The organism is Streptomyces sp. DSM 116795 (genome assembly GCF_055792905.1).
Window position 1 is genome coordinate 6001602 of record NZ_CM147707.1, and the last position, 18489, is coordinate 6020090.

General features: G+C 68.5%; 14 protein-coding genes and 1 tRNA gene. 3 read left to right on the forward strand and 12 right to left on the reverse strand.

Translation table 11 applies throughout. The features are described from left to right. Positions 1-161 precede the first annotated feature (161 nt). Positions 162-2018 carry a coagulation factor 5/8 type domain-containing protein gene (locus ACSMXX_RS25875; protein ID WP_473181090.1) on the reverse strand — a complete coding sequence of 619 codons (1857 nt, stop codon included), beginning with the start codon at positions 2016-2018 and terminating at the stop codon, positions 162-164. Between the two features lie 306 nt (positions 2019-2324). Next, positions 2325-4916 carry an aminopeptidase N gene (gene pepN / locus ACSMXX_RS25880; RefSeq protein WP_473181091.1) on the reverse strand — a complete coding sequence of 864 codons (2592 nt, stop codon included), beginning with the start codon at positions 4914-4916 and terminating at the stop codon, positions 2325-2327. 226 nt (positions 4917-5142) lie between these two features. On the opposite strand from pepN, the gene ACSMXX_RS25885 reads away from it, so the two are divergent. Continuing rightward, on the forward strand, positions 5143-6141 hold the full coding sequence (locus ACSMXX_RS25885; protein ID WP_473181092.1) for an RNA polymerase subunit sigma-70: 999 nt from the start codon (positions 5143-5145) through the stop codon (positions 6139-6141). Positions 6142-6180: 39 nt separating this feature from the next. Here the strand turns inward: ACSMXX_RS25885 and ACSMXX_RS25890 are convergent, their stop codons facing one another. Continuing rightward, positions 6181-6963, reverse strand: coding sequence for a helix-turn-helix domain-containing protein (locus ACSMXX_RS25890; protein ID WP_473181093.1), 783 nt, complete (start codon positions 6961-6963; stop codon positions 6181-6183). A gap of 85 nt (positions 6964-7048) precedes the next feature. After that, positions 7049-7131: transfer RNA gene (locus tag ACSMXX_RS25895), tRNA-Leu, on the reverse strand. A 110-nt stretch (positions 7132-7241) separates the two neighbouring features. On the opposite strand from ACSMXX_RS25895, the gene ACSMXX_RS25900 reads away from it, so the two are divergent. Next, entirely contained in the window at positions 7242-7907 is a 666-nt protein-coding gene (locus ACSMXX_RS25900; RefSeq protein WP_473184970.1) for an ANTAR domain-containing response regulator, read from the forward strand. Between the two features lie 71 nt (positions 7908-7978). On the opposite strand, the gene ACSMXX_RS25905 is transcribed toward ACSMXX_RS25900, so the two are convergent. From ACSMXX_RS25905 to ACSMXX_RS25940, 8 genes are all read right to left on the reverse strand, one after another. Further along, positions 7979-8695 carry an ABC transporter ATP-binding protein gene (locus ACSMXX_RS25905; RefSeq protein WP_473184971.1) on the reverse strand — a complete coding sequence of 239 codons (717 nt, stop codon included), beginning with the start codon at positions 8693-8695 and terminating at the stop codon, positions 7979-7981. Continuing rightward, the gene (locus ACSMXX_RS25910) at positions 8692-9618 is read right to left on the reverse strand and encodes an ABC transporter ATP-binding protein (RefSeq protein ID WP_473181094.1); all 927 of its coding nucleotides are present in this window, start codon (positions 9616-9618) and stop codon (positions 8692-8694) included. Before ACSMXX_RS25910 ends, ACSMXX_RS25905 begins: the two co-directional genes overlap by 4 nt. A gap of 3 nt (positions 9619-9621) precedes the next feature. After that, entirely contained in the window at positions 9622-11454 is a 1833-nt protein-coding gene (locus ACSMXX_RS25915; protein ID WP_473181095.1) for a branched-chain amino acid ABC transporter permease, read from the reverse strand. 5 nt (positions 11455-11459) lie between these two features. After that, positions 11460-12389 carry a branched-chain amino acid ABC transporter permease gene (locus ACSMXX_RS25920; RefSeq protein ID WP_473181096.1) on the reverse strand — a complete coding sequence of 310 codons (930 nt, stop codon included), beginning with the start codon at positions 12387-12389 and terminating at the stop codon, positions 11460-11462. Positions 12390-12488: 99 nt separating this feature from the next. Further along, complete coding sequence (locus tag ACSMXX_RS25925; protein ID WP_473181097.1) at positions 12489-13730, reverse strand: branched-chain amino acid ABC transporter substrate-binding protein; 1242 nt, start codon at positions 13728-13730, stop codon at positions 12489-12491. Between the two features lie 289 nt (positions 13731-14019). Next, positions 14020-14940 (reverse strand): hypothetical protein, encoded by a 921-nt coding sequence (locus tag ACSMXX_RS25930; protein WP_473181098.1) that lies wholly within the window; start codon positions 14938-14940, stop codon positions 14020-14022. Positions 14941-14950: 10 nt separating this feature from the next. Further along, positions 14951-15445 (reverse strand): PaaI family thioesterase, encoded by a 495-nt coding sequence (locus tag ACSMXX_RS25935; RefSeq protein ID WP_473181099.1) that lies wholly within the window; start codon positions 15443-15445, stop codon positions 14951-14953. Between the two features lie 127 nt (positions 15446-15572). Then, complete coding sequence (locus ACSMXX_RS25940; protein ID WP_473181100.1) at positions 15573-15776, reverse strand: hypothetical protein; 204 nt, start codon at positions 15774-15776, stop codon at positions 15573-15575. A gap of 46 nt (positions 15777-15822) precedes the next feature. Between ACSMXX_RS25940 and polA the strand changes: the two genes are divergently transcribed. Then, positions 15823-18480: a DNA polymerase I gene (polA, locus tag ACSMXX_RS25945; protein ID WP_473184972.1), complete on the forward strand. Its 2658-nt coding sequence runs from the start codon at positions 15823-15825 to the stop codon at positions 18478-18480. The last annotated feature ends 9 nt before the right edge of the window (positions 18481-18489 follow it).

Below are 18489 nucleotides of genomic sequence, written 5' to 3' on the forward strand. Positions count from 1 at the left end.
GCCCGGCGCTCCCCGCGAACCGGGCGTCCCGCGCGAACCCGGTGGGCCCCGCGGCGCGGGTTCCGCTCATGACGAAGGCTCCCCGGGACCCACATCCCGGGGAGCCTTCCCCCTGCGGCACCCGAACGCGAACGCCCGTGCCGCGCGGCGGCGGACGCGGCCTAGGGGTACGCCGTCACCGTCGCCACGTTGCTGGACGGATCCGCCGGGCCGCCCGTGTTGTTGATGACGTGCTGGATCGTGCCCGTGCCACCGAGAGACACCGACGTCATGTGGTGGAACTTCACGCCCTCGGCCTGCGGCACCTCGAACGAACGGTCGGCGACCACCGACTCGTCGACGTTGAAGAAGCAGTAACTCCCCAGCCCGAACGCCTGGTGGTCGGTGACGGAACCGGCGACCTTGTACGCGGCGTAGCCACGGGTGTCACCGTTCATCCAGGAGCCCTGGTCCGGCGGGTCGTAGGGCATCTCGTTCTGGAAGAAGTAGGTGCGGCCCCCCTCGCCGTTCCAGATCACCTGGTACTTCTTGTAGTGCTCCGCGAACAGCCCGTACGCCGTCACGTCGTTCCCGTTGACGACCAGTCCCGTGTCGGCCGGATTGGTGTCCCAGCCGACGCCGTCGCCGTGGTCCGCGCGCCACAGCCACAGATGGTCGGCGATGACGTGGGAGCTGTTGACGACCATGCTGATCTCGGACTTCGCGGCGCCGGCACCGCCGATGCGTATGAACACATCGTGCAGCGACGTCGGGTTGGAGGCGTGATCCGCGTCCGCGCCCTCCGGGCCGACCTCGATCAGCGTCGGCGAATTCTCCTTGCCCGCCTCGACGAGGAACCCGGCGAGTTTGACGCCGTCCACGTCAGCCACCTTCAGCACGGCGTGGCCGCCCGCCGGCATGAGCGTCGCCAGGCCGAGACCCAGCACGACCGTGTCCGCCTTCGTCACCGCGAGCGGCTCGGACACCTCGTAGACGCCCGGCGTCAGCAGCAGATGCTTGCCGTCCTTGAGCGCCGCGTTGAGGGTCGCCGCCGAATCGTCGCCGGCCTTCGCGATGTGGAAGTCCTCCAGAGGCAGGGACTCGCCCTCCGGGGCGCCGCCGGACCAGCTCGCGCCCGTGGCGCCCTCGCGCAGCGCGGGCACGAACACCCGGTAGCCGCCGTCCCCGTCGACGTACAGGTAAGGCTTCTCGCGCACCTTCGGCGTCGCCTCGACGGTCGTGTACGGGGGTGATGGGAAGCCGTCGCCGCTCGGGGCGTTCTTCGCACCCACGAACACCATGTTCCAGTTCGAGCCCTCCCAGCTCTTCCACTCGGTGTTGCGCGAGAGCCACTGCTGCTGCGAACCGGAACGCACCTGCCCGTCCACCACGGTGTCGGCCATCAGGCCGCCGCTGGACCAGCCGCCGTCGTCCAGCTCCAGGTCGCCCTTCACATGCATGCGGCGGTACGGAGCGGCCTGGGAGACCGCCCAGCGGTCCTTGCCGCCCGACGGGGTCACCGAGATGCCCTCGGCCGAACGCCAGAAGTTCTGCGTGGCGTTCCCGTCGAACCAGTCGGCCTCGGCGTGCACCGCGCCCGAGACCTTCACGTCGTCGGGGGTCAGCCCCAGGCCCGCGACCTGGGTGAAGAAGCCCACGTTCACGTCGACTTCGTACGAACCCGGCTTGAAGAGGAAGGCATGGCGGGCCTTGCCGAACTGGGCCTCCTCCTGCTCCTTGAAGACCGAGTCGACCTTCGCCTGGATGTCCTTCGCGGAGGTGTCCGGGCCGAAGACGGCCACGTTCGGACCGAAATCGGGCTCCGCGGCCGAACCCGCGGAGCCCGCGGAGAGACCGAAGGCGGAGGCGGCCCGGGGAGCGGCGGCCACGCCGAGGCCGCCGAGCCCGGCGGCGGCCAGCGTCGCCAGCACCGTACGGCGGCGGACAGCGGGCCGCTGCGGTGAAGCGGAGGCGTCCGCGGCGGCCGGTGGCTTACCGGGTTCCTCGACGCCGTGCGGCGAGTGGGAAGTGGGGGACATGGGGGGTCCAACTCCTCGACAGTGTCAGGATGGTGAGAGGACCGTAGGCCTGGACCAATCGTTGGTCAAGGCTAAAGTTAAGACCTGAGAAAAGTGCGTCGGAGCCCACACGCAGCGTCCGACCGGGCCCAGCGGGGCCCGGCGGGATCAGTCGCAAGGCCCCCGACGGGTTCCGGCAGCCGACCGCCGTTCAGACCCTGCCCGACCCGACACCCGCGGAACCAGGGGCAGTTGGCCCCCCGCACCCGCACCCGCACCCGCACCGCACCCGGCCCCAGCGTCCCGTCCCCGTCCCCGCTGCCGCCGCTAAGCGCGTCCCCGCACCCGCAACGCACGCCGCAGATCGTCCAGCTGATCCACCAACTCCCGCCGCAACGCCGGCGTCACCGCCTCCCCCTCGACACACTCCGCCCCACGACGCAGCAGGGACTCCTCAACGACCGTACGCGGAAACGCCGACCGCCCCACGATCGCCGCCACGGCAGCACCACGCCGCGCAGCCACCGGCACCGCATCCGCGAAATACCGCTCCGCGAAACCCCCGCCCTCCAGCAACTCCCGCTGCTCCGCCTGCCAGAAACCCTGCGCCGTCGCCCGCAGCAGATAGTTCGACAGACCGTCCGAGAAGAACATCGACTCCCACGCCGCCTCCTTCCCCGCCGCATCCGGCAACGCCGCCCTGCACCGGGCAGCACCCTCCTCGCCCGCAGCACTCGGATCAGCAGCCAGCTCCGCGTCGATCTCCGCACCACCCACCGCACCCAGCACCGACAGACGCAGCAGCAACCGCCACCTCAACTCCGCGTCCAGCACCGGCCCCCCGGGCACCGAACCCGCCTCCCACCAGCCGTACAACTCCACCGGATCCACAGCGCAGTCGACGAACCGGCGCACCGCCGTCAACCGCAGCCCCGCAGCCTCCCCGCCGGCCCGCGCCCCGGCACCGCCCGGGCCCGGCCGCCCCTCCACGGCCGCCGCAGCCCCCGCCGCCCCCGCGGCCCCCGCGCCCGACAACACCTCACGGCACACCCCGCCCAGCAGCTCCAGCGCCGCACCACGCCCCGCCGCCGGCAGAAACCGGTCCGCGACCGTGCCACACGCGAACGACAGCACGCCCTCCAGCACCGCCACCTCCGACTCCGCCGGAGCATGAACACGCACCACCTCCAGGAACTCACCCGGCGGCAGCTCACCGTCCCGCACCATGTCCCGCGCCGCGTTCCAGATCACCGCACGCGACAACGCATCCGGAAGACCCGACAGCGCACCACGCACCGCCCCCCACGACACCTCGTCCAGGCGCACCTTCGCGTACGTCAGATCCCCGTCGTTCACCAGCAGCAGATCCGGACGCGGCCCCACGGCGACCACCACCGACTCCGCCTCGTCCGCCGCCACTTCACGCTCAAGACGCTCCCGCAGCACAAGGCGCGCCGGATCCGCGGGCGCCACATCGTAGAGACCCAGCCCCACACGATGCGGACGGCTCCCCTCATGGCGCAGCGCCACCGACCACTGCCCGCTGCCCTCAGCAACACGCGGCGACAACCGGTCCACCCCCGTCGTACGAAGCCAGCGCTCCGCCCACCCGTACACATCACGCTCCGACGCACCCGCCAGCGCATCGATGAAATCCGCAAGCGACGCATTCCCGAAACGATGGCGCGACAGATGCCTGTTCACACCCGCCAGGAAATCCTTGTCACCCAGCCACACCACCAACTGACGCAGCGCCGACGCGCCCTTCGCGTACGAGATGCCGTCGAAATTCAGCAGAGCCGAAGCAGTGTCCGGCACCGACTCCGCCACCGGAGCCACCGGATGAGTCGACTGACGCTGATCCGCGTCATAACCCCAGCTCTTCCGCTCGGCCGCGAAATCGGTCCACATCCCCGAAAAGCGCGTCGCCTCGAACAACGTCTGATAACCCACGTACTCCGCGAACGACTCGTTCAGCCAGATGTCGTCCCACCAGCGCAACGTCACCAGATCCCCGAACCACATGTGCGCCATCTCGTGCGCCACCGTCACACCACGCGTACGCCTGTCCAGCTCCGTGACCGCCGACCGGAACACGTACGTGTCCGCAAACGTCACCAGCCCCGGATTCTCCATCGCCCCGGCATTGAACTCCGGCACGAACGCCTGATCGTAGGAGTCGAACGGATACGGCTCGTCGAAAATCTCGTGATACCGGTCGAAACACCGCCGCGTGATGTCCAGCAGCTCCTCGGCATCCCTCTCCATGAACTCCGCCAGCGAACGCCGCACATGAAGACCGAACGGCAACCCCGCATGCTCCGTACGCACCGAGTGGTACGGCCCCGCAACCACCGCAACCATGTACGTACTCACCGGCCGCGTCGGCGCACACTCCCAACGCCGCCCGTCCGCCTTACGCGCCACACCGTTCCCCAGCACCGTCCACTCCTCCGGCGCCGTCACCGCGACCTCGAAGACCGCCTTCAGATCCGGCTGGTCGAAACACGCGAACACAAGCGGCGCATTCGCCAGGAAACACATCGAATACAGATACACACGACCGTCCGCCGGATCCGTGAACCGGTGCATCCCCTCACCGACCCGCGAATACGGCATCCGCGCCTCGACACGCAGCTCATGGAACCCTTCCGCCAGGCCCCGCAGCCACAGCCGGCCGTCCGCGAAAGCGGCTGCCGGTTCCAGCGCCACTCCGTCCAGCTCCGCGCTCAGCAACTCCTCGGGCCGCACCTCCACGAACGAATCCGCCCCGCCCCGGCCCTCCTTCACGGAGAACCGCACGGTCGTGGCCGACGCGAACACCTCCTCGCCGCACGTCACATCCAGATCGATGACATACCGCTCCACATCGAGGAGCCCGGCTCGCGTCCGCGCCTCATCGCGCGTCAGTGCTGACATGCGGGCCATGCTCCCGCACCCGCTTCACCGGGCGCACCGCAGTAATTCGCCGCTCCGGCTCCGTGAGCCTTCCAACCTGATCGTGCCGGTCAAGGCGGGTGTGGCAGGCCCGGACATTGATGAGCTCCGTCATTGGATCAGCCATGCCGACCGACCTGGTGATGAGTTGTCGCGCCCGCACCCGTCACACCTACGACGGGACACGACGTTGCGGAAGGATGACGTGATGAGTGCGGACACGCGGCTGGAGGAACTGGGCGTGAGCGGGCTGGGCGAGGTCGACGAGCCGACGTTCTCGGGCCTGGCGGAGCGGCACCGGCGGGAGCTGCACGTGCACTGCTACCGGATGCTCGGGTCGTTCGAGGACGCCGAGGACACCGTGCAGGAGACGTTCCTCCGTGCCTGGCGGCGACGGGAGACCTTCGAGGGGCGGTCGACGTTCCGGGCCTGGCTGTACCGGATCGCCACCAACGCCTGCCTGGACCTGCTGGCCAAGCGCCGCCCGGAGCCCGCGACCGGCGGCGAGGTGCTGTGGCTGCAGCCATACCCGGACCGGCTGCTCGACGAGCTGCCCGCGGGTGACGCGGACGAGCCGGAGACCGTCGCCGTCGCGCGGGAGACGATCGAGCTGGCGTACCTGGTCGCAGTGCAGCACCTCGCGCCGCGCCCGCGGGCCGTGCTGATCCTGCGGGACGTGCTCGGCTGGCCGGCGAAGGACGTCGCGGAGCTCCTCGGGGACTCCGTCAACTCCGTGAACAGCGCGCTGCAGCGGGCCCGCGCCGGCATGCGGGAGCACCTGCCCGCCGAGCGGCAGGACTGGACCGGCGGCGAGGAGGACACCGGGACGCGCGAGCTGGTGCGCCGCTTTACCGACCTCAGCGTGGCCACGGACGTCGGCGGGCTCGCTGCCATGCTGCGGGACGACGTCCGCTGCTCGATGCCGCCCACGCCGGGCCTGCACGTCGGCCGCGACACGGTGGTGAACAGTTGGGTCGAGGATGGCTTCGAGGGCATGAAGGGCCTGCGCGGCGTCCTGACCTCCGTGAACCGGCAGCCCGCCGTCGCCTTCTATCTCTGGCGGAAGCGGGAGGGCGCGTACCTGCCGCTGACGATCGACGTCCTGCGCGTCACCGGCGGGGCGATCACCGAGATCGTCACATTCCACGACGACCAGTTCCCGCGGCTCGGGCTGCCGGAGCGCCTGCTGCCGGAGGACACGGAGTAGTGGAAGCGCTACTTGTGTGACGTGGGAGGTTGCAAAAGCTCAGTACTTGGGCCCGATGTGCGCGTCCATCAGCGCGACGGACGCGCGTCGGGCTATGGAGATGTTGTACGGGTCGGTCCCACGGGCGAGAGTCGTCCACTCGACGCCGAGCCGGTCCAGCGTGTCGCTGAAGATCTTCCTGATGTCGTCGGACTTGTTGGTGAAGTAGTAGCGGGGATACTCATAGCGCTTGCGTTCCCCGCCGACCATGCGGGTTGTCCAGTTGGTGAAGCGGCAACCGTCGGAGTGAATCAGCCCGCGCACGAGATCCCATGGGCATTCGTCGACGATTTCCCGCTGCCAGTCAGTGAGCACGATGCGCCGCTGATGCTTCATTCCGGGGCCGTGCTGCGGGAAGAGACATGTCCAGTGCTTGCTGTACGACTTCACCTCCGTGCAGCCGATCTTGGGGCGCCGTCCCGTGCTCGCCCCGGTGAGCACCTTCCGCATCGCATCCTGCGCAGCATCGATGAGGCCTGGATAGCCGTCGCAGCAGTAGATCGACAGATGGTTCTGCTTGCCCTTCGCGACGATGTGGCCGTCGCCGAGGTAGAGGCCCAGGAGATAGGCGTACGCAGGGTGGTCGATCGGCAGGTTCAAGCAACGTGGGCAACTGTGGGGACGCTCGAAGACGACGACACCGCGTGCCTTGCGGTCCTCGTGCAGCCACCACCCGACGGTGCCTCTTGGCACGCCGAACCTGTCTGCCACGATCCAGTTGCGGACACCCAGCCTGAGGAGGGCGAGAGCTTCGCTCTTCACCGAAAGATTGTGCTGTTCCATGTACGCAGCGTGAAAGGACCCATGACTTTGTGTGCTGGGAACAGCTGATCGATCACTCGAAAGAGTGGCCGATCAAGGGGAAAGGTGCCGGGTGCGGGATTCGAACCCGCATGCCCTCTCGGACAGATGCTTTTGAGGCATCCGCGTATGCCGTTCCGCCAACCCGGCCAGAGTCGCTCCGATGAGGAGTGTACCGGGTGACAGCTGTCGGGAGGCACTCGATTACCCTCGTACCTCCCACCTGTGCGGAAACGAGGAGCCCAGTGAGCACCGCGGACATCCCCGAGCCTGACGACTCCGGCGCCGGCGCCTCCGGTGCCGAGGAGGAGAACGCGCATGTGCCGCCGCTGACCACGCGAGTGGTGATCGCGGAGGACGAGGCGCTGATCCGGATGGATCTCAAGGAGATGCTGGAGGAGGAGGGCTACTCCGTCGTCGGCGAGGCCGGTGACGGCCGGAGCGCGGTGGAGCTGACCCGGGAGCACCGTCCGGATCTGTGCATCTTCGATGTGAAGATGCCGGTGCTGGACGGGATTTCGGCGGCGGAGCAGGTCGCGGAGGAGAGCATCGCGCCGGTGCTGATGCTGACGGCGTTCTCTCAGCGTGAGCTTGTGGAGCGGGCGCGGGACGCGGGGGCGATGGCGTATCTGGTGAAGCCGTTCAGCAAGAGCGATGTGGTGCCTGCGATCGAGATGGCGGTGTCGCGGTTCACGGAGTTGCGGGCGCTGGAGAAGGAGGTCGCGGACCTCTCGCAGCGGCTGGAGACGCGGAAGCTGGTGGACCGGGCGAAGAGTGTGCTGCAGACGCAGTACGGGCTGACGGAGCCGGCGGCGTTCCGGTGGATACAGAAGACGTCGATGGACCGGCGGCTGTCGATGCAGCAGGTCGCGGAGGCTGTGATCGCGGACGGCGAGGAGCGCAAGGGGCAGAATCAGCAGAAGTAGCCGAACAGAAGTAGCCGAGCGTGCGAAAACGGGGCCGTCCCGGTTGGGGCGGCCCCGTTTTCGTGTCGGGGTCAGTCCTCGCCGAGGTAGGCCTTGCGTACGGACTCGTCGTGCATGAGTTCCTGGCCGGTGCCGGAGAGGGCGATGGTGCCGATCTCCATGACGTGGCCGTGGTCGGCGAGGGAGAGCGCCGCTTGGGCGTTCTGTTCGACGAGGAGAATCGTCGTGCCCTGTGCCTTGAGCTCGGTGATGGTCTCCATGATCTTCTGCATCATGATCGGCGAGAGGCCCATGGAGGGTTCGTCGAGCATGAGCAGTTTGGGCTGGGACATCAGGGCGCGGCCCATGGCGAGCATCTGCTGTTCGCCTCCGGAGAGGGTGCCGGCGGCTTGGCCGCGGCGTTCTCCGAGGATGGGGAAGAGGGTGTAGGCGCGTTCGATGTCCCGTTGGATGCCAGAGGCGTCCTTGCGGAGGAAGGCGCCGAGTTGGAGGTTCTCGGCGATGGTGAGGCGGGGGAAGATGCGGCGGCCTTCGGGGGAGTGTGCGAGCCCTTTGGCGACGATCTTGTGTGCGCCCATGTCGTTGATCACTTCGCCGTCGAAGGTGATCTTTCCGGCGAGGGGTTTGAGCAGGCCGGACAGGGTGCGCAGGGTGGTTGTCTTGCCCGCGCCGTTGGTGCCGATGAGCGTGACGACCTGGCCGGCTTCGACGCTGAACGAGATGCCTTTGACGGCTTCGATCTTGCCGTAGGCGACGCGGAGGTCGTCGACTTCGAGGAGTGGCATCAGGGTCCCTCTCCCTTCGGGTTCTCGCCCGTCCCGGTATCTTCGCCGTCGTGCGCTGCGGCTTCGCGTGTTTCTGCTTCGCGGACCTCCGCGGCTTCGGCTTCGCCGGGTTCCCCTTCGAAGGGTGTGCCGAGGTAGGCGGCGATGACGCGTTCGTCGGCCTGGACTGCTTCGGGTGAGCCTTCGACGAGTTTCTCGCCTTGGACGAGGACGGTGACGCGGTCGCAGAGGTTGAAGATGAAGCGCATGTCGTGCTCGATGACGAGTACGGCTGTGCCGCCTTCCCGTACGGCGAGGACGAGGTCGCGGGTGGCGCTGGTCTCGCTCGCGGTCATGCCCGCGGTGGGCTCGTCGAGGAGCAGCAGTCCTGGTTCGCTGGCGAGCGCGCGGGCGATTTCGAGCTTGCGCTGTTCGCCGTAGGGGAGGTTGCGGGCGAGGTGTTCGCGCTTGTCGGCGAGGCCGGTGAACTCGAGGAGTTCCATGGCGCGTTCCTCGGAGCCGCGTTCGGCTTTGCGGAAGCCCGGCCCGCGCAGGAGTGCGGAGAGCAGGCCTTCCTTGGTGCGTGTGTGGCGGCCGACGAGGACGTTCTCGAGGACCGTCATGTTGGCGAAGAGGCGGATGTTCTGGAAGGTGCGGGCTATGCCTGCCTGGGTGACCAGGTGGGAGCGGTGCGGCAGCACTTTCCCCTTGTAGGCGACTTGGCCCTCGGTCGGTATGTACAGGCCGGTGAGGCAGTTGAAGAAGGTGGTCTTGCCGGCGCCGTTGGGGCCGATGAGTCCGACGATCTCGCCGCTGTCGACGTTGAGGTCGACGTTGCGTACGGCGGTGAGCCCGCCGAAGCGCATGGTGACTCCGCTGGCCCGCAGTACGTCGGTGCGTCCTGCGGGTGGGGTCTGCGGTGTGCCGGTGGTGGTCGTGGTGGTCATCGTCTATGCCTCCGTCTTGCTGAGGCCGGGGCCGCCGGTGGGCACGTCGAGCTGGCCGGTTTCGTGGAATTCGAGCTTCTTGCGGCGGTCCGCGATGAGGCCTTCGGGGCGGTAGCGCATGAGGAGCACCAACGCGAGTCCGAAGAGGAGGAGTTGGTAGTCGCCGATGAACTGGAGCTTGGCCGGGATGAGGTAGAGCAGTGAGGCGCCGATGAGGGGTCCCGACACGGTGCCCATGCCGCCGAGGATGACCGCGGCGAGCAGGAAGGCGGAGTTGGGCGGTACGACTTCGACGAACTGGTACTGCTCGGGTGTCACGGACGAGGTGACGTGTGCCTGTACGGTGCCGGCCATTCCGGCGAGGGTGGCTCCGAGTGCGAAGGCGATGAGCTTGACGCGGAATCCGTTGATGCCCATTGCGCGTGCGGCTGTCTCGTCCTCGCGTACGGCTACCCAGGCGCGGCCGATGCGGGAGCGGTCGGCGCGGCGGAAGATCGTCACGATGATGATCGTGAAGAGGAGCATCAGCAGGTAGTAGTTGGCGAAGGGGCCGAGTTCGACGCCGAGGACCGTGTGGTCCTCGCCGAGGTTGAAGCCGAAGATCACCAGATCGGGAATGTTGGCGATGCCGTTGGCGCCGTTGGTGACGGACGGTCCGGAGGAGCCGTCGAGGTTCTCCATGCCGATGCGGAAGATCTCGCCGAACCCGAGGGTGACGATGGCGAGGTAGTCGCCGTGCAGCCGCAGGGTGGGGGCGCCGATGACGACGCCGAAGACGAGTGACGCGCCTGCTCCGGTGAGGACGGCGGCCCAGAAGGGGAAGTGGACGCCGAGTACGGAGGTGTTGGATCCGGAGACGAGCGCCGCCGCGTAGGCGCCGACGCCGAGGAAGGCCACGTATCCGAGGTCGAGAAGGCCGGCGAGGCCGACGACGACGTTGAGGCCGAGTGCGACGGTGGCGAAGATGAGGATGTTGGCTGCGACGGAGGTGTACTGGTCGCTGCTCTGGGTGAAGGGGAAGCAGGCCGCTGCGACGAATGCCGCGGTGAAGGTGATGTTGCGGTGCTTCGCGGTGAGTTTGGACAGGCGCTGGCTGAGCCCGGCGCGTGCGAGGGCGGTGGCGCCGCAGCCCACGAGGATCAGGAAGCCGATGAAGAGTTCGCCGTACGGAGTGTCGATTCCGTAAGTGAAGACGAACAGCCCGATGCCGAAGGTGACGGCGATGGTGAGCAGTTCGGCCCAGCCGGGCAGTTCGCGCGCGGCGGCGGGTGCGGGCGCTTTGAGGGAGTGGCGGAAGCGCTGCCAGGGTCCGGGGTCGCGCAGTGCGGGGTCGGCGGGGTCGAATGGTTCGTCGGCGCGGAGGCCGAGGGCGCCGGCGACGGTGAGAAGGCTCGTGAAGACGGCGACCCACATGCCGGGTTCGAAGTGGATGAACCCGCCGAGTACGACGGCGATGGCTGCGGCGGTGAACCAGGCGACGCCGAGTGTGCCGAGGGCCGCCAGGACCACGGGTGCGGTCCGGCCGCCGGGGGTGAGCCAGCGCAGTCCGCGTACGCCGTTGCCGGCGAGGAGGAAGGCGATGGTGAGCAGCGACCCGACGAGGGTGAGGGTCTGCAGGTCGACGGGTGAGCCGTAGTAGGTGAGGTCGCCTGGGAATTCGGCGGTCCAGGTCCAGGCGAGCATGGTGCTCGCGAGGGTGCCGACGGCGCCTGCGAGGGTGATGATGCGGGCGGTATTGGGCGGCAGCGGCAGGGTGCCGGGTGCGCCGGTGGGGTCGAGCGGCTCGGCGGGTGCGTCGGGTGCGGTGGTTCCCGCTTGGGAGTTGGTGGTTGCCATCGCTATCACGCCCTGTCCGTGACGCGTTCGCCGAGCAGGCCTTGTGGTCGTACGAGGAGCACGAGGATCAGCAGGACGAATGCCCATACGTTCTTCCAGGCGCCGCCGCCGAAGAGTTCCATGCCGGGGATGTGTTCGATGTACGCGGTGGCCAGTGATTCCGCGAGGCCGAGGACGACGCCGCCCACCATGGCTCCGTAGATGTTGCCGATGCCGCCGAGCACGGCGGCGGTGAAGGCCTTGAGGCCGAGGATGAATCCGATCTTGAAGTCGATCTGGCCGTACTTGAGGCCGTAGGCGATGGCCGCCACTCCGCCGAACGCGGCGCCGATGGCGAACGCGGTGACGATGATGCGGTCGGTGTTGATGCCCATGAGCTTCGCGGTGTCGGGGTCCTGCGAGGTGGCCTGCATGGCGCGGCCGGTGCGGGTCTTGGCGACGAAGAAGCCGAGGGCGATCATGCAGATCGGCGCGGCTATGAGCAGGAAGAGTTCGCCGCGCTGGACGTTGGCGCCGAGGAGCTGGACGCTTTCGCCGCTGAACTGGGGGAAGCTGCGGGCCTTCTTGGCGTCGGGGTAGAAGCTCCAGATCAGTTGCTGGAGCATGATCGACAGGCCGATCGCGGTGATGAGCGGTGCGAGCCGGGGTGCGTTGCGCAGCGGCCGGTAGGCGAAGCGTTCCGCTCCGATGCCTATGAGCACGGACACTCCCACGGCCATCACGAGCATGAGGGGGAGGGCGATCGTGAGGGCTGTGCCCTGGGGGAGAAGCAGCCACGCGGTGAGGCCGCCGAAGGCCCCGAACATGACGATCTCGCCGTGGGCGAAGTTGATGAGCTGAACGATGCCGTAGACCATCGTGTAGCCGATCGCGATGAGGCCGTACATCGCGCCGAGGATGAGTCCACTGGCCAGTTGCTGCGGCAGGTCGTTCACCGCGGGGCCTCCGAGTGGTTTCTGGATACGGCCGCGCGGGGGCGCTGTTCGCGTCCCCGCGCGGCGTAGTGGTGTGGATGAACGGGGCGGTCGCCCTGCTCAGTCTTCGTCGAAGGTGCCGGTCTTGACGGGCTTGTGCACGCCCTTCTTGACCTCGTACAGCGAGAGCTGCTTGTTGGTGGTGTCGCCGTACTCGTCGAAGCCGACCTTGCCGCTGACGCCGTCGAACTTGACGTCCTGCATGGCTTCGACGACCTGCTCGCGGGTCTCGTTCATGTCCTCGGGCAGCTTGCCGTCGTTCTTCTCGGCGACGGCCTTGACGGCCTGGATGATGGCCCAGGTGGAGTCGTAGGCGTAGCCGCCGTATGCCTCGTAGGGCAGCTTGTAGCCGGCGGCCTCGTAGTTCTTCACGAACTTCTTGGCGCTGTCGAGGGTCTCGAGCGGTGCGCCGACGGACGAGGCGATGTCGCCCTCGGAGTTCTTCTTGGCGAGCTTGACGTACTCGGCGCTGAACAGCGCGTCGCCGCCGACCACGGGGCCTTCGAGGCCGGCCTTCTTGGCCTGGTCGGCGAGTGGTGCGCCGGCCGGGTACTCGCCGCCGTAGTAGACGAAGTCGGGCTTGGCCTTGGCGACCTTGTTGACCACCGCGGTGAAGTCCTTCTCCTTCGGGTCGACGTGGTCGGTGCCGACCACTTCGCCGCCCAGGTCCTCGAACTCCGACTTGAAGGTGCCGGCGAGGCCCTTGCCGTAGGTCTTCTTGTCGTCGATGACGTAGACCTTCTTGAGCTTCTTCTCGTTGTACATGTACTGCGCCGCGTACGGGCCCTGGATGGCGTCCGTGGTGCAGATGCGGAAGTACGTCTCGAAGGGGCGTTCCTTCTTGCCGGTCCGCCAGTCGACGCCCTGCGTCAGCTCGGGTGCGGTGTTGGCCGGCGAGACCTCGACCATCTTCGCCTTGTCGAACACCTTCTGCATCGACTGGCCGACGTTGGAGTTCAGCGGGCCGACGGCGCCGACAACCTTGTCATCCGCCACGAACTTGTTGGCGTTCTGCTGACCGGCGGAGGGCTGGGCGGCGTCGTCGAGCGCCTCCAGCTTGAACTTGACGCCGTCGACGGTCTTTTCCTTGTTGGCCTGCTTGACGGCGAGGTCGGCCGAGTTCTTGATGCCCTGGCCGAGCGCGGAGAGATCACCTGTGAGCGGGGCGTCGAGACCGATTGTCAGAGTGGTCTCCCCGCCACTCTTGCCGCTGTCCTCGCCGCGTGAGCCGCAAGCGGACAGCGTGAGAGATCCCGCAGCGACAGCCGCGGTGGTGATGATGAGCAATGAACGGTGGCGCACGATCAGTCCTTTCCCCATGGCGCGGCCTTCGGAGATGAAGGGCCGTGTCGCGCGCCGGGCTCCCTGAGCCGCGGAACGGATCAGGGTTTGCACTGCACACCCGGCTGCGCGGTGACTGGCGGTGACTCTATGGCCGTCGGATCGCGGGGGGCAGAGGGGCAGTCAAAGGTGTGACGTTCTTGTTATTGAGGGCCGACCGCGACGTGTCCGTACAGGAGCGTCCGGGAAGATCCGGTGTGTGACGCGCGTGTAGCGGACACGTTTCCGGGACGCGAAGCAGCAGATCGTTTCAGGGTTGGGGGGCGTCTGCGGGGCTGTCGGGCAGGCACAGCGTCCGGAATGCGTGCGCGAGTGCGTCCGCGTAGCGCTCGCCCGGGATCACGCTCAACTCCTGACGTGCACGGTCGTTGCGGAGCGTGACGTTGAGGAAGGGTGAGCGGGCGCGGAGCGGCACACGGTCACAGTTGGTGACCTTCGCCTTGAGGAGGAGGGTCCGTGCGTTGCCGGGGCGCACGGTGAGTGGCGGCCGCCCGGCGAGGCTCAGGTCGACGGCTTCGTAGCCCTGGCCGACGTCCAGGACGGTCAGGGGTGAGGTGGCTGTCGCGTGCAGCTGGATGGTGAAGGTGCGGCGGGCGCGGTCGGAGACGGCGAGGCGGTCGAAGGTGATGCGGGCGCTCTGCGCGGGATAGGGCATGCGTCTGTGCGCGGCGGAGGGCGTGCCGGTTCCCGGTACGGGCCCGGACTCGGCTCCCTCTCCTTGTCCTTGCTGTGCCTGTGTACCGGTGCCGGGCGTCTGCATGGCGACCGCGTAGCCGCCGGCGGCGAGCAGGAGGAGGCACGCGGCGGCGACGGCGGTGCGTCGGGCGCGCGTGGGGAGGCCGTACCAGAGTTCGCCGATCCCGGGGCTGTCGCTTCCGGAGGCCAGCACCTCCGGCCGCTGCGGTGGCGGTGGCTGTCTCCTGGCCGGTGGCAGCGGCGGTCTCAGCGGCTGCAGCCGTGGCGGCTGTGCCCGGGGCAGCGGCCGCGGCTGGTACGCGGGCCGGTACGGCGGCTGCTGCGAGCCCTGGTAGGGGTCCTGGTACGGGTCGCCCTGATAAGGGTCCTGGTACGGGCCGCCCTGGTACGGGCCCTGGGATGCGGGCCGGCCCCGGGCGCGGGGTCTTCGAGGGGCGTCGCCGGCCCCTCCGCGTCTGCGTCCCGTGCCTCCCATGTGCGGGAAGCTAGCGGCCTTCCGGCGGTGTGACCAGGGTGGCGGCATCGGTGGAGGCGTCACGCAGCAGACACGTCAGCCGGGCGCTGCACACACGCCTGCCGTCCTCGTCGGTGATGACGGTCTCGTACGTCGCGGTGGAGCGCCCCAGGTGTACGGGCGTGGCCGTGCCGGTGATCAGTCCGGAACGGATGCCTCGGTGGTGGGTGCAGTTGAGGTCGACGCCGACGGCGAGCCTGCCCGGCCCGCAGTGCAGCATCGCGCCGACGGAGCCGAGGGTCTCCGCGAGCACGGCGGAGGCGCCGCCGTGGAGCAGTCCGTAGGGCTGGGTGTTGCCCTCGACGGGGAGCGTGCCGGTGACCTTCTCGGGCGAGGCGTCGAGGATCCGCAGGTCCATGCGCTCGCCGAGGTGCCCCGCGGAGAAGAGCGCGGGCAGGTCGAGCCCGAGCCCCGCCCACTGGTCGAGGATCTCCTGAGGGAACGTGGTCCTGGTGTGCTCGCCCATGGGCAGCGGCTCCGATCACAGTGGTCGGTCGACGTCGTGACGTGATGGTCAACCGGTCGATGCGGTCGGGTGTTCCGCACCGTCATATCAGGTGCCTGAGCGTGCGCTCAGACAGGAGTGATGCGGATCACCGGTGACTTGCACCGTCCGTCTCGAACTGCCCGCCGCCGCCCCGCAGATCGCGCTCCGTACGGCCGAGGACGGGCAGCGGGATCAGCGGCGCGGCGGAGGCCGCCACGGAGTTGCCCCGACGGCGAGGTGGACGGGCCCGTTCCGGGTTCGCCGGGTGCTCGCGGACGGTGTTGTCGGTGGGCCGTGGGAGGATCGGCAACGTGACTGAGAAGGCATCGAAGAAGACCGCACCGCGCCTGCTCCTGATGGACGGGCACTCGCTCGCCTACCGCGCGTTCTACGCCCTGCCCGCGGAGAATTTCTCCACCTCCACGGGCCAGACGACGAATGCGATCTACGGCTTCACCTCGATGCTGTCCAACACTCTGCGTGACGAGGAGCCCACGCACTTCGCGGTCGCCTTCGACGTCTCCCGCAAGACCTGGCGCTCCGCGGAGTTCGCGGAGTACAAGGCGAACCGCTCCAAGGCCCCGGACGAGTTCAAGGGGCAGGTGGAGCTGATCGGGGAACTGCTCGACGCGATGCGGGTGCGCCGCTTCGCCGTGGAGGGCTTCGAGGCGGACGACGTCATCGCGACGCTCACCACGCAGGCGGTGTCCGAGGGCTTCAAGGTCTTGATCGTCACCGGCGACCGTGACGCCCTGCAACTCGTCAGCGACGACGTCACGGTGCTCTATCCGACGAAGGGCGTCTCGGAGCTGACGCGCTTCACCCCGGAGAAGGTCTTCGAGAAGTACGGCCTGACACCCGAGCAGTACCCGGACTTCGCCGCGCTGCGCGGCGACCCCTCGGACAACCTCCCCGGCATCCCCGGTGTCGGCGAGAAGACGGCCACGAAGTGGATCAGTCAGTTCGGTTCCTTCGCTGAGCTGGCCGGCCGTGCGGACGAGGTGAAGGGCAAGGCCGGCGAGAATCTGCGGGCGCATCTGGAGTCGGTCACGCTCAACCGTCACCTCACGGAGCTCGTGCGCGACGTCGAACTGAGCTGCGGCCCGGAGGAGTTGGAGCGGGTCGCCTACGACCGGGACACGCTGAACGTCGTGCTGGACGCCCTGGAGTTCCGCCATCAGAACTTCCGCGAGCGGCTGTTCGCCGTCGACCCGGGCGCGCAGGAGGAAGAGGTCTCCCCGTCGGTGGAAGGCGTGGAGATCGACGGCACCGTGCTCGGCTCCGGTGAGCTGACCGGCTGGCTGGAGGAACACGCGGGCGACACCCTCGGGCTGGCCACCGTCGATGTGTGGAAGCTGGGCACCGGCAGCGTGAGCGAGATCGCTCTCGCCGCCGGCGGCGGTCCCGCGGCTTGGTTCGACCCCGCGCAGCTGGACGAGGCGGAGGAGAGGGCGTTCTCCGCGTGGATCGCCGACGCGGCACGCCCGAAGGTCGTCCACGACGCCAAGGCGATCACGCGGGTCTTCGCCGAGCACGGCTGGAGCGTCGCCGGCGTCACGATGGACACGGCCCTCGCCGCGTATCTCGACAAGCCGGGCCGCCGCTCCTTCGACATGGACGCCCTGTCGGTGGAATATCTGGGCCGCGAGCTGGGCCCGGCCGACGCGGGCGGCGGGCAGCTGGCCTTCGGCGTGGACGAACAGGCCGAGGCGCAGGCCCTGATGGTCAAGGCCCGTACGATCCTCGACCTCGGTGAGGTCTTCGAGGACAGGCTCGACCAGGTCGGCGCCGCCGATCTGCTGCGCGACCTGGAGCTGCCCGTCTCCGCTGTGCTGGCGGGGATGGAACGCTCCGGCATCTGCGCCGACCGCGAATGGCTGACGGGCCTGGAGCAGCAGTTCGCCGACGCCGCCCAGCAGGCGGTGAAGGACGCACATGCCGCCGTCGGGCACGAGTTCAATCTCGGCTCGCCCAAGCAGCTCCAGGAAGTGCTCTTCGGAGAGCTGGGCCTGCCCAAGACGAAGAAGACGAAGACGGGCTGGACGACGGACGCCGACGCGCTGACGTGGCTGGCGGCGCAGACCGAGCACGAACTGCCCGTGCTGATGCTGCGCTACCGCGAACAGCAGAAGCTGCGCACCACCGTCGAGGGCCTGATCAAGACGATCGCCCCCGACGGCCGTATCCACACCAGCTTCAGCCAGACCGTCGCCGCCACCGGCCGCCTCTCCTCCACCGACCCCAACTTGCAGAACGTGCCCGTCCGTACGGACGAGGGCCGCGCCATCCGCCGTGCCTTCCGCGTCGGCGAGGGCTACGAGAGCCTGATGACCGCGGACTACAGCCAGATCGAACTGCGCGTGATGGCCCACATGTCCGACGACGAGAAGCTGATCGAGGCCATCACCTCCGGGGAGAACCTGCACACCACCGTCGCCTCGCAGGTCTTCGACGTCACCGAGGACAAGGTCGACGCCGAGATGCGCCGCAAGATCAAGGCCATGTCCTACGGGCTGGCCTACGGCCTGTCCGCGTTCGGGCTCTCCCAGCAGCTCGGCATCACCCCGGACGAGGCCCGCAAGCTGATGGACGACTACTTCGAACGCTTCGGCGGAGTGCGCGACTTCCTCCACCGCGCCGTCTCCGAGGCCCGCGCCACCGGCTACACCGAGACCATCATGGGCCGCCGCCGCTACCTCCCCGACCTCAACAGCGACAACCGCCAGCGCCGCGACATGGCCGAGCGGATGGCGCTCAACGCACCGATCCAGGGCACCGCGGCGGACATCGTCAAGATGGCGATGCTGCGCGTGGACTCCGCCCTGCGCAAGGAGAAGCTCACCTCACGCATGCTGCTGCAGGTCCACGACGAGATCGTGCTGGAGATCGCCCCCGGCGAGCGCGACGCCGTGGAGGAGCTGGTGTGCCGCGAGATGGCCGCCGCGGTCCAGCTGCGTGCGCCGCTGGACGTGTCCGTCGGCGTCGGCGACGACTGGGAGTCCGCGGCGCACTGACGCCCTGCT